Annotated in this window: 12 protein-coding genes; 4 read left to right on the top strand and 8 right to left on the bottom strand. The window is 50.4% G+C overall.

Annotation, left to right across the window (positions count from 1 at the left end; genetic code table 11):
• Window positions 1–11 precede the first annotated feature (11 nt).
• The 3 genes from ACFQ0F_RS02875 to ACFQ0F_RS02865 are packed head-to-tail and all read right to left on the bottom strand — an operon-like array spanning window position 12 to window position 5655.
• Window positions 12–3143 (bottom strand): efflux RND transporter permease subunit, encoded by a 3132-nt coding sequence (locus tag ACFQ0F_RS02875; RefSeq protein ID WP_379068939.1) that lies wholly within the window; start codon window positions 3141–3143, stop codon window positions 12–14.
• On the bottom strand, window positions 3140–4390 hold the full coding sequence (locus ACFQ0F_RS02870; protein WP_379068936.1) for an efflux RND transporter periplasmic adaptor subunit: 1251 nt from the start codon (window positions 4388–4390) through the stop codon (window positions 3140–3142). Before ACFQ0F_RS02870 ends, ACFQ0F_RS02875 begins: the two co-directional genes overlap by 4 nt.
• Window positions 4387–5655, bottom strand: a complete 1269-nt coding sequence (locus tag ACFQ0F_RS02865; protein WP_379068933.1) for a TolC family protein — start codon at window positions 5653–5655, stop codon at window positions 4387–4389. Before ACFQ0F_RS02865 ends, ACFQ0F_RS02870 begins: the two co-directional genes overlap by 4 nt.
• Window positions 5656–6619: 964 nt before the next feature.
• Between ACFQ0F_RS02865 and ACFQ0F_RS02860 the strand changes: the two genes are divergently transcribed.
• On the top strand, window positions 6620–9124 hold the full coding sequence (locus tag ACFQ0F_RS02860) for an acyl-CoA dehydrogenase (protein ID WP_379068930.1): 2505 nt from the start codon (window positions 6620–6622) through the stop codon (window positions 9122–9124).
• A 74-nt stretch (window positions 9125–9198) separates the two neighbouring features.
• The gene (locus ACFQ0F_RS02855) at window positions 9199–9441 is read left to right on the top strand and encodes a DUF2789 family protein (protein WP_340674921.1); all 243 of its coding nucleotides are present in this window, start codon (window positions 9199–9201) and stop codon (window positions 9439–9441) included.
• A gap of 54 nt (window positions 9442–9495) precedes the next feature.
• Here the strand turns inward: ACFQ0F_RS02855 and ACFQ0F_RS02850 are convergent, their stop codons facing one another.
• The 4 genes from ACFQ0F_RS02850 to ACFQ0F_RS02835 form a co-directional block, all read right to left on the bottom strand.
• Window positions 9496–9816 (bottom strand): YnfA family protein, encoded by a 321-nt coding sequence (locus ACFQ0F_RS02850; RefSeq protein WP_340674922.1) that lies wholly within the window; start codon window positions 9814–9816, stop codon window positions 9496–9498.
• Window positions 9817–9901: 85 nt separating this feature from the next.
• On the bottom strand, window positions 9902–10153 hold the full coding sequence (locus ACFQ0F_RS02845; RefSeq protein WP_379072073.1) for a cation transporter: 252 nt from the start codon (window positions 10151–10153) through the stop codon (window positions 9902–9904).
• A gap of 96 nt (window positions 10154–10249) precedes the next feature.
• Window positions 10250–11137 carry a DMT family transporter gene (locus ACFQ0F_RS02840; RefSeq protein ID WP_379068927.1) on the bottom strand — a complete coding sequence of 296 codons (888 nt, stop codon included), beginning with the start codon at window positions 11135–11137 and terminating at the stop codon, window positions 10250–10252.
• A gap of 51 nt (window positions 11138–11188) precedes the next feature.
• Window positions 11189–11797, bottom strand: a complete 609-nt coding sequence (locus ACFQ0F_RS02835; protein WP_340675298.1) for a TetR/AcrR family transcriptional regulator — start codon at window positions 11795–11797, stop codon at window positions 11189–11191.
• Between the two features lie 140 nt (window positions 11798–11937).
• Here ACFQ0F_RS02835 and ACFQ0F_RS02830 point away from each other — a divergent pair, with 140 nt between their 5' ends.
• Window positions 11938–12507, top strand: a complete 570-nt coding sequence (locus tag ACFQ0F_RS02830) for a carboxymuconolactone decarboxylase family protein (RefSeq protein ID WP_379068924.1) — start codon at window positions 11938–11940, stop codon at window positions 12505–12507.
• 33 nt (window positions 12508–12540) lie between these two features.
• Complete coding sequence (locus tag ACFQ0F_RS02825; protein WP_379068921.1) at window positions 12541–13188, top strand: DsbA family oxidoreductase; 648 nt, start codon at window positions 12541–12543, stop codon at window positions 13186–13188.
• 353 nt (window positions 13189–13541) lie between these two features.
• Here the strand turns inward: ACFQ0F_RS02825 and ACFQ0F_RS02820 are convergent, their stop codons facing one another.
• A complete protein-coding gene (locus ACFQ0F_RS02820) occupies window positions 13542–14777 on the bottom strand; it encodes an alpha/beta hydrolase family protein (RefSeq protein ID WP_379068918.1) in 1236 nt (411 codons plus the stop codon).
• Window positions 14778–14799: the final 22 nt, after the last annotated feature.

Below are 14799 nucleotides of genomic sequence, written 5' to 3'. Positions count from 1 at the left end.
CAATAATCGATCTATTTGATACAGACCTCGCCGCGGCGCATGAAGTAGAAAGCCACCGGCACCACCAGCATCGATAATAATGGCGCTGTTAACATGCCGCCAATCATGGGCGCGGCAATCCGTTGCATGACCTCCGAGCCAGCAGCACTACCCCACATAATGGGCAGCAAACCGGCAATAATCACTGCAACTGTCATGGCTTTGGGGCGCACACGCAATAAGGCGCCCTCATGAATTGCATCCAATAAATCTGCTCGCGAACAAAGACCTTGCGAGACACGACGCTGCCACGCTTGCTTCAAATACAACAGCATGATGACGCCAAACTCTGCTGCGACACCCGCTAAAGCAATGAAGCCAACGCCACTAGCCACCGATAGATGATGTCCCAAAAGCCACAAAAGCCAAACACCACCAGCTAATGCACAGGGCATGGTGAGCATGATCAACAAGGCCTCATCGAAGCGCCGAAAGGTCATGTATAGCAAGATAAAAATAATCATCAGCGTGCCCGGCACAACCCACATCAGACGCGCAGTTGCTCGCTCTAAAAACTCAAACTGCCCCGACCACGAGATCGCGTAGGCCGGAGGCAGTTTAATAGAGGCGGCAACGGCTTTTTGCATATCATTAACAGCAGAGCGTAAATCACGGCCGCGCACATCGACATAGACCCAGCCAGATAGCCGTGCATTCTCACTGCGCAACATTGGAGGCCCGTCGACAATGCGTAACGACGCCACATCGGCTAGACGAATCTGAGCGCCGGTCGCCGTGACAATGGGCAGATTCTGTAAAGAGGCCAGCGAATCTCTATTTTCGCGCGGGTAGCGCACGTTAATGGGGAAGCGCTGCAGGCCCTCAACGGTTTCACCGATATTTGCACCGCCAATGGCTGAGCTCACGATGCTTTGAACATCGGCAATGGACATGCCATAGCGAGCAGCAGCGGCGCGCCGAATATCGACATCGATATATCGCGCCCCGGTTAAACGCTCTGCCAAAACCGAACTCACACCAGGCACTGGCTTTAGCACGCGCTCAATTTCGGCAGTCAAATGATCGATCTCAGTCATGCTAGCGCCAGATACTTTGACGCCAACCGGGCTCTTGATACCCGTCGCCAACATATCAATTCGGTTGCGAATGGGCGGCACCCAAATATTAGATAAACCCGACACTCGCACCACCCGATCTAGCTCCTCAACCAGCTTGTCTGGCGTCATGCCCACGCGCCATTGTTCTCTAGGCTTAAAGCGTATGGTGGTTTCAAACATCGTAATAGGCGCGGGATCCGTTGCGGTATCCGCTCGCCCTGCTTTGCCAAAAACACTCTCCACCTCTGGCACGGTTTTAATAAGTCGGTCCGTTTGCTGAAGTAACTGCGAAGCCTTGGCAACCGATAAGCCGGGCAATGCCGATGGCATATAGAGCAAGTCGCCCTCATCCAATGGCGGCATAAACTCACCACCTAACCGTGATAGCGGCCACAGGCTTAGCATGACCACTAAGGCGGTTATCCCAAGCGTTGCCATTGGGTGTTTAAGCACCGTATTCAAGACAGGCTCGTAGACTCGAATTAAGCCTCTATTGATTGGATTATCACGTTCGTTGGGAATACGCCCTCGCAATAAATAGCCCATCAGCACAGGAATTAAGGTAATCGCCAAGCCAGCTGAGGCTGCCATTGCGTAAGTTTTCGTGAATGCTAGCGGCGCAAACAACCGCCCCTCTTGAGCTTGCAAGGAAAACACCGGCACAAATGACAAGGTGATAATCAGCAATGAGAAAAATAAGGCTGGTCCCACCTCCACAGCAGACTCTGTGATCAGCTGCCATCGCGAAGCACTATCTGGCTCTGCCCCATCATGCTCATGTCGCCAAGCCTCGAGATGCTTATGCGCATTTTCCACCATGACAATGGCAGCATCGACCATTGCGCCAATGGCAATCGCGATACCGCCTAGCGACATGATATTGGCGTCGATACCCTGCATGCGCATGATAATAAATGCCGTTAAGATGCCTATCGGCAGCGAAATAATGGCAACCAAGGCCGATCTAAAATGAAAGAGAAATAGCGCGCAGACCAAGGCTACAACAAGAAACTCTTCAAGTAGTTTTGTCGTTAGATTACTCACCGCACTCTTGATCAGCTGAGAACGGTCATAAACCGGAACCACTTCAACACCCGCCGGCAAACTGGCCTGCAAGCTTTTCAGCTTCGCCTTCACTGCCGCAATGGTACTGAGTGCATTACTCCCCGAGCGCATGATAATCACGCCACCGGCGACCTCACCCTCACCATTTAACTCGGCAATGCCACGACGCATCTCCGGCCCTATCTGGATACGAGCCACATCGCCCAAATAGACAGGCACACCTGCGGAGGTCGTCACCAAGGGAATTAGCTTAAAATCGCTAATGCCGCGAAGATAACCATTGGTGCGCACCATGTATTCGGCTTCGGCAAGCTCAACCACCGAGCCACCAGCTTCTTGGTTAGCATTGCCAATGGCAGTGATCACTTGCGCATGGGTGATGTTGTAGGCGCGAAGCTTTTCAGGATCCAACACCACTTGATACTGCTTCACCATGCCGCCGATACTGGCCACTTCAGCGACGTTCTCTACCGTCTTCAGTTCATACTTTAAGAACCAGTCTTGCAGCGTTCTCAGCTGTGATAAATCGTGCTGCCCTGTTCGATCAACCAATGCATATTCATAGACCCAGCCCACACCCGTGGCATCTGGCCCAAGCACTGCTTTTGCTTGCGCAGGTAATCGCGCTTGTACCTGACTCAAATACTCCAGCACACGAGAGCGCGCCCAATATTGATCCGTGCCATCCTCAAAAATGATGTAGACGTAAGAGTCGCCAAAGAAAGAGTAACCACGAACAGTTTTCGCCCCCGGCACCGACAACATGGTCGTTGTCATCGGATAGGTAACTTGATTCTCAATCAGCTGTGGCGACTGCCCCGGCCATGTAGTTCGAACAATGACTTGCGTATCCGAGAGATCCGGCAATGCATCTAGCGGTGTTTTTACTGCCGACCATAAGCCTAAAACGGTGAGCATGATGCTCGCCAGTAACACCAATGGCCGATTGGCAATCGACCAGCGTATGCAGCGAGCAATCATGGCGCAGACTCCCGCATCCGGCTCATAACACCTTTTAGGCTAGCCTCTGAGTCCACCAAAAACTGACCAGAAGTCACCACTTTTTGGCCTGCGCTTAAGCCAGACAAGACCTCAGTTTCAGTGTCACTTTCAAGGCCTGCAGTAATCGTATGCGGATTAAATTTGCCATCATCATTGACGCTAAAAACAATCTTTCTACTTCCAGTAGTAATGATTGCCTCGGTCGGCACCAACAGTGCATCGGCTACTGAATTTTGCTTGATGACAAGTGAGGCAAACATACCTGGCAAAAGCTCGTCACGCGGGTTGGCCACCTCAATGCGAACACGCTGCGCTCTGGTGACTTGATCAATCTCGGGCGGCAACAAAGCCACTTTGCCGGAGTAGCGTTTATTGCCGCGCGCGACCGTCGTAACTTCGACGCTATCGCCTAAATGCAGCGATGACATCAGTGATTCCGGCACATTCGCGTCCAGCCATATCGGGTTTAAACCGCTAATTCGAAATAGCGGCATACCTAAGCTCACTGTCTCACCCGCGCGAACGTTCAACTCAGACAGCACGCCACTTCGAGGAGCTCGTATCGTCACGCGAGCATGAATCTTTCCATCACGTACGACTTCGGCAATTTGTGAGTCGGTCATGCCAGCCACACGCATGCGCTGCTTAGCGCCAGATTTAAGCTGCTGGCCTATCTCGCCGCCAAGCTCACGAGTTAGCAAATACTCTTCTTGAACTGCAATCCAGTCTGGAACGTAGATCTCAGCCAACGCCTGCCCTTGCTTCACCGTCTCCATGGCCGCGCGAACATATAGCCGCTCAATAAAGCCTGTGGCTCGTGCCGAAATGACATCAATCGCATGCTCATTCCACACCACATTGCCCTGCACAACAGCGTCTTTGCTGATCTCGCCCATTCGTACTACGGTGGTGCGAATACCGAGATTTTGTTGCGTTTGAGCAGAAATACTGACGCCCTCGCTGGCGTCGGAATCATCGGCATAAACAGGCACTAACTGCATATCCATAAACGGCGATGGGCCCGGCTTATCGAAGCGCTGGCCGGGCACCATGGGGTCATGCCAGTACAGCACGTTACGCTGCTCCGAGCTGCCCTGATCAGCCCCGCCGTGGTGCATATCGGCAGTCATAGACATGGTGTGTGAAGACGCAAAAAAGTACCAAGCACCACTGCCAATAAGCACAGCCAGTACTATGATCGTGATGACTTTATTCGTGCGGCTCATGACGCTTCTCCCGCATTTTCAGGCAATAAAAACTCTAAATCGACCCAGTCTAGATCGACTTGCATATTGATTAATAAGGCATCTAATTCAGTGCTGAGGAGTGCGCGTCGCGCGTCGAATACATCGGCTAATGAGGCACGACCTCCTCGCCATTGCGCGTTGACGGCCTTTGCTCGCGCCGCTTGCAGCGGAATGATTTGTTCTCGGTAGCGCCTGGCTCGAGATTGATTGGAGCGCCAACGGTCCAACTGGCCACTAATCTCGGCAACATGACGATCAAGCATGTCTTCTCGAGTCGCCTTAGCTTGCTCTACTTGAGCCAGTCGTGACGCGACTTCACGATCTTGTCGGCGCGACTGTCCCCATTGCAGCGGCACGGAAACCCCCACAGACATCATGTCTGAGAACGCCGAGCCGCGCTTGGCATATCTCAATGACACTGTCCAATCTGGCGACTTGGCAGACTCAGCTAAATCGGCCTCAGTTCTGGCCAAGTCAATGCGTTGACTGAGCAGCACTAAGTCTGGATGGCGAAGCAAGTGATCTCGAAGACTCATACCATCGAGGTGTGTTCTAGAGCTATTTGGCGTTCCAAGCAATATATCTGCATTAGACTCACCGCCCAACCATCGTGCCAAATCAAACAATGCTTGCTGTAGCGTGGATGTTAAAACTTGGTGCTGATCCTCTAATAATAGAACCTCGGCATGAGCCGCTAACGTGTCGGCCTGACTCAGTCTATTGCCGCTATAAGCTGCCTCGCTAGCCTGCTGCTTCAAGCGCGCTTGAGTCAGCTCGTCTGCCAATACACGGCACTGCTCTTGTAAAAAATACGCTCTCACCCATGCTCGGCCTGCGCCCTGCAGCACCTTACTCTGCATTAATCGCTTATCTGTTTTCGCCAGCGCCACAAGCTGCTGCTGCCGTGCTTGACGAAGATCTAAGGTGTTTTGGCGTGTGAATTCTTGCGAAATACCTACCATCCGCATGGTCATAAAATCGCGTGTGGTACTGAAACGATCACTGCCATTGGCGGGTAAGTTTTGTAGCTCAACCGAGAGTCTTGGATCGGGTCGCTCGCCTGCCGCAATGACCAATTCAGAGTCAGCACGAATTGCCGCGTCTTGGGCTTGTAGCTGGCGTGAATAGGCTAATGCCTGCTGCTGAGCATTGTTAAAGCTCAATGCATCGGCATGGGCGTAGCTCGACAACGAGCCATTAAGAGCAAACGCCAAACAAAGTAGGCGGGCTGCATTGAAGCGCATGAGGGATAGCCTCTGAAATCATATGAAAAAGACAGGTGCAACAAACGCTCATTCATAAAAATTGAATGGGCATGTCTTTTTCTTAATTCAGCAGGCGCTGGTATCGAATGGTTACCGGAGGATTGACTACAAAAGGGTCAGGTGGGCGATAGTTTGTGGATGCAGTCTGTGGGGCTAGCTTAAGCGAGTATGGCTCAGCAATCGCAAGGATCATTGGCGAGTGATCTAGGCTAGTCAGTTTAACGGTTACATCGGGGTGCTGACTCAGCTGCTCGCAGACACTACAACAGTCAGGCATTGCCACCTCAGCTGCGAGGCTAACTCGGTGGCAGTCGGGCATATCTATCACCACAGCTGCGGCATTTTCGGAGTGGCTTGTCGATATATTTCCCGCCCACGCCTGTACCTGACATAAAGAAAAAACTGTCAAGACAACGCTCATGATGAGCGAAATGGCTTTGCGCTGGTTGCGGTTCATTTAATCAGCATAGCTAACCTGTCATGCGACTGGCAAGTTAACTTTCCGGCTCAGCAGTAGTTGAGCCTGGCTAGGAGATCTGAATCGCTGTCTTGATCCACTGCACGCCCCAAGTAGTGATGTCTATTGCAGACTGCCGTTTGCGCCATCTGCGTAATCAACGATTGGATGTAGCGCAGCATCAATAGCAATAGGTCACCATGGCGATTGAATTCATCCTTAAGCAGCTGACTTTTAAGTCGATAGGCATGATCGGTATTCCGCACAATGGCACGACTTGGCGTACTTTCACCGCCAATAAACATTGTCTTAAAAAATGGCTACGAACCAATATAGGGGAAACCGCTCCCACAAATGGCAATATTAGGGGTATATGTCTAACACCTATGTGCGCTACCGAACATAGCGACAAAGTATTCATGTCGGTATCAAGTCGTGATCGATAGGTATAGGTTGATAGCTCCTAACATGCAATAAGGAGTCAACATGAGCGCGCTTTTACTAGTGATCGCCGCTGTCATATCACTCTATATTGGACTAAATCGCTGGCTTGCAGCCGCACTACTGCTGGCTGCCGCAGGGCTCGGCTGGGTACTCGATGCTGGGCATTGGCTAAATTTCGTCACCACCACTCTGGCACTGCTTGCAGCGCTAATACTTATCCCCTCACCGCTTCGCCGACATCTACTCAGCACTCCATTACTTGGCTGGGTGCGCGGGCGCTTACCGAAACTATCCGATACCGAAACTCAAGCCTTGGAGGCTGGTAGCGTCGATTGGGATGGCGAGCTCTTTTCTGGCCGGCCCGACTGGAATCACCTGCTTGAACTACCGCACCCCACGCTCACGACTGAGGAGCGCGCCTTTCTTGATGGTCCAACGCAGACTCTCTGCGCCATGCTCGATGACTGGGAAATCACCCAAGAGCTCTATGACTTGCCGCAAGAGGCATGGAGCTTCATTCGCAAAAATGGCTTTTTTGGCCTAGTCATCGACAAGGCTTATGGCGGCCTAGGCTTTTCCAATACCGCGCACTCTGAAATCGTCATGAAAATCGCTTCACGCGGCGTCTCTGCTGCCGTCACTGTCATGGTGCCCAACTCACTAGGCCCAGGCGAATTGATCACGCACTACGGCACCGAGACGCAGAAAAACTACTACCTGCCGCGCTTGGCCAGCGGCGAAGAAATCCCCTGCTTTGCACTGACATCGCCAGTGGCCGGCTCTGATGCCGGCGCCATTCCTGACTACGGCGTTATCTGTCGCGGACAATGGCAAGGCCAAGATGTGCTGGGCATGAAAGTCACCTTCAACAAGCGCTATATCACGCTTGCGCCAGTCGCCACGCTGATTGGTCTGGCCATCAAAGTCTATGACCCCGATAAACTACTCGCTGAAGATGCCGAGCTTGGCGTGACTTGCGTGATGATTCCTTGCGCTACCGAAGGCGTAAATCAAGGCGCTCGCCATTTGCCGATGAACACTGTGTTTATGAATGGCCCTGTTTGGGGAAGTGACATATTTATTCCGCTCGAACAAGTCATCGGCGGTCCCGACATGATCGGCATGGGTTGGAAAATGCTACTCGAATGTCTGTCGATTGGACGCTCCATCTCGCTTCCAGCATTGGGCACCAGCGCCAGCAAAATGGCCTGCCTGACCACCGGCTCCTATGCCGCTGTACGCGAACAATTCGGGCGCTCCATTAGCGAGTTTGAAGGTGTGCAAGAAGCCATAGAACCGATGGCCGGCTACACCTATATGATGGATGCCGCGCGCGTGTTTACCTCGGGCATGTTGGATCGTGGCGTGAAACCGTCGGTACCGTCGGCGATTTTGAAATACCGTAATACCGACCTCATGCGCGATGTAGTTAACCATGCCATGGACGTGATAGCTGGTCGTGGTGTCATCTCCGGCCCGCGCAACTTTATGTCACGTATTTACTCAGCAATTCCCATCGCCATCACAGTAGAAGGCGCCAATATTCTCACCCGCAGCCTGATGATATTTGGCCAAGGCGCTATTCGCTGCCACCCCTATATTCTGAGCGAAATCGAAGCCGCCAATAACGAAGACACACAGGCTGGGATTAGCCAGTTTGATAGCGTTTTTTATGCCCACCTAGGCCATACCGGGCGTAATGTTGTGCGCTCGCTCGTGCTCGGCCTCAGTGGCGCACGCTTACAAGCAGTGCCCAGTAACGGCCAACTTCAACCTTACTACCGTCAGCTTTCGCGCTTCTCCTCGGTTTTCTCGGTAATGACCGATGTCAGCCTGCTCACATTAGGCGGCGCACTAAAGGCGCGACAACGCTTCACCGGTCGTATGGCCGATGCTTTGGTGCATCAGTACTACGCCTCAGCGACCATTAAGCAATGGCATGAAGAAGGCTATCCTGAGCATATGCGCGACATCGTCGAGTGGGGCTTACAGCGCTCGCTGTTTGATTTGCAAAGCGCGCTCTATGAAGCCATCCGCAACTACCCTGTGAAAGCTCTGCGCTGGCCGCTAATGATTATGGCCTTCCCACTCGGTCAGCGTCTGCAAGCACCTAGCGATGATCTCGGCGCACGCGTCGCAATGAGTATTGTGACTTGCGGGCCAACCAAGGAGCGTTTGGTCAGCGGCGTCTATATCGATGAAGACACTACTGACGCAGTGGGCCGCGTGATTAATGCCTTGCGCTTGGCACAGGAGACACGCCCCGCTCGCGATCGAATCAACAAAGCGATTCGTAAGGCCGGTGCCGCAGAGTTGCAAGACATTGAACTGCTGCTTGGGCATCAGCAAGAAGAGTTGTTGGACTGGGCTATCGAACACGATCTCATCAGCACTGATGAGCGTGCATTGGTCTCTGAGGCCATGGTGGCGATGTACGATGTGATTCGCGTTGATGCTTTCGATGCCGATGGCATTAAGGCATTGGCCGAATGCTCGAAAGATAAGCTGGTGCCGGTGGTACGGCCCTCTGATGCGCCAATGACATAGGCCTAATCCGGTGGAAGGGTGCAATGTACGGCACATGGGTATAGCGTGGGAGGCCCAATAATGAAGGCATCACTATGCATCATGCACATCACCACATGAGCGAGCTATTCAAGCAACTCGGCCTGCCCAATACCGATGCGCAAATTCAAGAGTTTTTGAGTGCGCATCGACCATTACCGGCTAAACGCATAATCGCCGATGCGGAATTTTGGACAGATTCACAAGCCAGTTTTTTGCGTGAAGCCTTGGCTCAGGATTCAGATTGGTCTGTTATCGTTGATCAGCTTAGTCAAGCTTTACGCAGCGCTGGCACCTAACATTAAGGCGTGCAGGCATCCGAAGAGGCGCTAGTGTAGGTTACCTACCGATTATCATGAGGTGCGTGGTGCAAGCATAATAATGGCCATACCGGTCAGTGCCACAGCCGAGCCGATAACATCCCACGATGTCGGTTTAATACCTTCAACTAGCCATAGCCAACCGATTGCCACAGCGATATATACGCCGCCATAAGCAGCATAAACTCGCCCTGCTGCTGTTGGGTGCAGAGTCAGCAACCATGCAAAAAGTACCAAAGATAAAGCGGCGGGCAATATTAACCACGCCGACTTTTCTTCTCTGAGCACGAGGTAAAGCAAATAACACCCAAGGATTTCTGCAATCGCTGTGGCCACAAACAAGCCCAAAGTCATGAACAAATTAGCCTCCAAGACGCCTGTAGAAATAGCCAGACAAGCTAGCCTCTATGATAGCTATACTGAGATGCCTATCAGCACCTTAAGCCTGTCGTAACTCAAGTAATGCACTACGCGATATCTGAATTGCCCCAGAGATGGCTAGAGCCGCCATCGCAAAAGCAACGATAACATCAGGCCAGGCACTAGCAGTAAACCACACCGCGCCTGCGGCACCCATAACTGCGACATTGCCAATGGCATCGTTACGGCTACAAATCCATACCGACTGCATATTGCTATCGCCAGTACGATAGCGATACAACATCAGCGCAACACCAACATTGCTCAGCAGTGCCAGGAGTCCTACCTATCATTGCAGCAATCAGACATGTTGCCTCTCCTCGCCCCATCGCTCAATTAAAAGATACATTACCGCTAAGTCGAATCTTCACAAGCAGCGAGCTAACTTATCAGTATCCTTTTTACTGCGACTACTTCCTAAAATAACCGCCAAAACTCCGCCAAGAATTAAAACGGATGCTTCTATCAAGTGCATAGTAATTATCTCATTGGAAAATACTAAACCTCCAAAAGCTGCAATTATTGGAACAAATAATTGAACTGCTGCTGCTTTAGTAATCGAAAGCCCGCCAATGGCAATATACCATAATAGATACCCCATCCCAGAGGTTACTGCCCCAGATACAACTGCTAATAAAAATCCATTTGAAGATACATCGTAGCTCTCGAAGGTAAAATAAATAAACAATAAAATAAGTGGGGATGTTCTGAGAAAGTTATATGCCGTATCTCGCAATGGATCGACCGAGCCTTTGCCTATCAGTGTGTATCCACTCCAAGCAGCGCCAGAAAAGGCCATCAATGCAAAACCCATGATGGATGGGGTTGTTAATCCAGGGAGTACTAGATATGCCAGTCCAGAAAAAGCAACAATCATACCTAACCACTCATATAAACTTGGCCTACCACCAGAGATAATATTCATTATAGCCATGGTAATCTGGACAGATCCGAAAAGAATAAGCGCACCGGTTCCTGTATCTAAAGAAACATATCCGTACGAAAAGGTTACTGCATAAATAAACAACATGGCGGCACCGCGCCAGCTACCAACTGCCGAGCTTTCTGATTTTTTTCTTATGCAGAAAACAGCAACCATTAGCACAATAATCCCAGAAAACAGGCGAATAATGGTGAAGCTAGCAGGATCAATTGCACCCTCACCCAATGCCATTCGGCACAATATAGAGTTGCCAGCAAATGCAAGAAGCGCAAAAACAGTACACGCAATTATTTTGGCAGAATATATATTCATTGAAGATATACAAATATTTTATAAGCAACTTGAGTAGAAAATAGCAAAAATTTAGGCTGCATCAATTTCTACGCGATAGATATCAATCAAGCTGGCCATGTCGTCTGCTACAGCTGCAATCTGCTCTTTGCTTACGTTCCGCTCAGCAAATGCCCGTAATCCAATAATTTGCGTCTGCAACAATCGAGCTAACCGCGGGCAATTCACCTCAGCTCGTAACTCTCCAATAGCTTTAGCTTCCTCAAGTACTTTGCAAAGCCTCTTTTCAAAAGCTGCAAGCATTGCCTGCACCCTGTCTCTTAATACGACATCTTCTGCATTAACCTCGAGCAAGGTCTTAATTAACATACATGCCTGCGCAGACGTATGGCCACTGCAGGGCTCGGCGAATGAGCGGAGATAGCACTTTAATCCCTCAACAATGCTCGATGACTCAGCGATGGCTTGGCCAAAATCATCACTTGCACTGGAAGCATAAGCCTCCAGTGCCTCAGCAAACAAACCACCTTTGCTGCCGAAAGTGGCATAAATACTGCCTGGGCGCATATCAAGAGCCTCTTCGATATGCTTCATCGACGAGGCGTAATAACCCCTCGACCAAAACAGCTCAACGGCCTTATTGAGTGCTACTTGGCGATCAAAGCTAGCTTTTCTCGACATCCTAATCTCTCACATGAAGGGCTTCCATGCAGTTATCTACATGGATATTGAACGATCACTCAATAATAGCTTGACTGAGCCTGATGATGCAATTAAGGTTGAATTCTTAATTGAACGATCACTCAAAAAGGATACTCCCTATGAACGCTTTTACTTTACACGATCAAAACAGCGCACCCGAAGCAGCCAAGCCACTACTTGAGAAGTCACAAAAAGCCTTTGGCATGATTCCAGGCCTGCATGCGGTAATGGCTGAAGCCCCCAGCTTGCTCGATGGCTATCAAGTCCTACATAATTTGTTTGCTAACTGCAGCTTTAACGCCGATGAAAAAACAGTGGTTTGGCAAACGATTAATGTTGAGCATGCTTGCCATTATTGCGTTCCTGCGCATACAGGCATCGCCAAATCAATGAAAGTCTCCGATGAGATTAGCAACGCACTGCGTGATGAGACCCCCCTCCCTACTGCCAAGCTGGAAGCGTTACGCGACTTTACACTTGCAATGGTGCGTCAACGCGGTGAGATGGAGCCCAAGCAGCTTGAAGGCTTCTACTCAGCAGGGTTTAACCAACAAAACGTACTAGAAGTAATTCTTGGGCTTAGCCAAAAAGTCATGAGCAACTATACCAATCACATTGCTCAGACTCCTGTAGATGATGCATTCAAGCAATTCACCTGGAATAAAGCACTTAACGCCCCTAGCCAGTAATAAAATCAGCCCTATAAGCATCAGGAGTAAAAAATGTCCAACACCACAAACGTACTTAAGATAGACATTGTTTCTGATGTGGTTTGCCCTTGGTGCATCATCGGCTATCGGCAGCTGGAGCAAGCGTTAAAGGCAACGGGTACAGCATATGAAATTAATTGGCACCCGTTCGAGTTGAACCCCAATATGCCGGCGGAAGGTCAGAACTTACGCCAACATGTGGCAGAGAAATACGGGGTAAGCAAGGAGCAATCAGAACAAAGCCGAAACAGCATGGCCGCGGCTGGGGCCAGCGTTGGCTTCGAGTTTCGCTTTACCGACGACATGCGCATGCATAACACCTTCAACTTGCATCAACTCCTGCATTGGGCCAACCAACAAGGGGCCATGCACGACTTAAAACAGGCTCTTTTTGCCGCTCACTTTACATACTCTCGGGATATATCAGACCACAACACGCTGGCTGATATAGCCGCAGAAGTTGGTCTTGAGCGGAATGAAGCGCTAGCCATACTGGAAAGTCAGAGCTTTTCGGCAGCTGTACGAGATGCCGAAAATGGCTGGGTTGAAAAAGGCATTAGTGGCGTACCAGCAATCATATTTAATGACCGCCATCTCGTCACTGGAGCACAAGGCGTCGAAAACTATACACGTATCTTGCAACAACTGGCTGAAGCATAAACTCCAGAAGTTGAGCTTCAACTTAGGCTTGTAGTAAAAGCATAGCTAATGATATTTGGATAAAGGCAGCCGCTTGATGCACGCAATTAAACAGTTCTTTAATACGAGATCCGCCATTCTCAAAAGAGCTGTGATTGTCGCTCTTATCGTCGGGAGCATTCTAAACGTAGTCAATCAATGGGATTACTTTTGGGCAGCGGCTCCCCTTGACTGGCTACATTTTATCGCCAACTTTATGGTGCCGTTTTGCGTTTCTTACTACTCCGGAGCCAGCGCTCAAAAACGCTAGCTCCGCGCTTAACTTTCGCTTTCCCTGACAAGCTAACTCTCTGATTGCGTTAACTTGTTATCTATTAAGGACTAAGTGGATTTAGGCCCTGCCCGCGATAAACCACAGTCTCGTTATCAACTCTTACCTCACTATCCCAAAGGTATGACAAATGAGGATGTGCGCTGCGCAATACCTTAAGAGCCTCTTTATCACCGCGCAGATGCCAATCCATCCAAGCAAGTGAATAACGCCCAGCTATTTCAAAGCCCCAGCTTGGTGTTGGAAATAGCGGATAATTAGTGTGTTGGGCGTGCGTAGCAGCCTCGGTGATGATGAACGCGCGATCGCCACTTAGTTTCTCATATACCGGGCGAACTACTTCGGGGTTAAAAAAGGGTATCGGGGCGACCGGACCATCATGATCACCCGTTTGAATCATCACAGGGATTGGATTGGCATCAAAAGGAGCGGACTGCTCACTAATTGGCGCACCGGCTACAACAGCATGAATTCGTGGCTCAACCGCCTGCAAACCTAAAGCAGCTATCGCGCCCATGCTGTGGCCCACCACTCCCACGCGACTCTTATCAAGAACCGACTTCACTGGCGAGTTCTCAAACAACCAAGTTAGAGCATCCTGTGCCTCTTCGATATTATTTCCTGGCTCACCTTCAGCCTCGTTATCAGACAACCCTTGTCCGCTAAAATCAAAGGCAAATACTAAATAGCCTGCATCAGCAAATACCTGATGCCACCACCGATATACGGCCGTATTGGTCATTAATCCTTCGAGCGCAATAATGACAGGAAAAGGCCCCGCTGAAGGCGGTACCGTTCCGCGCTGTGGCAATACAATCTCACCATAAAGGCGTGTGCCATAGCGATTTGTGAACTCAACAGGTACCAGCTCGACTTTATCGTTATATGCTGGATGGCCAAAGCCATGGTAAATGCTATCGACCCGAGAGCCGCCTTGAAGCTGCGCCAAAAGCGCTCGAAGATGAAAGGATAAAAGCGCAGGATCAGTAATGTCGTTAACTGTCATACCAATAGCAATTGGGTCAACTATCCCCACCAATGCTTCACTGGGCAGAGCTGCAGCTAGCGCATCTATATTTGAAATAACCGACTCAAGCATCAGAGGTGCTTCAGGTGGGTCTTGACCCGGCCTATGTGCAGGCCACTCATTTTTCACTAAAGCAGCGGACTCAGACGACTCATTAATGCCTGAGTCATTAGTAGAGCCGCCGCAAGCGGTTAGAGCCAAAATCAATATCGTTGATAGCAGCGTGGCTATCGCTAAGCGAAAAGATTGCATGCGCGTTACTTCTTATATTTTT

Source organism: Paraperlucidibaca wandonensis, assembly GCF_042677145.1.
GTDB lineage: Bacteria > Pseudomonadota > Gammaproteobacteria > Pseudomonadales > Moraxellaceae > Perlucidibaca > Perlucidibaca wandonensis.
Note: the sequence above shows the minus strand (reverse complement) of the source record. Positions and strands in the feature narration are given on the sequence as shown.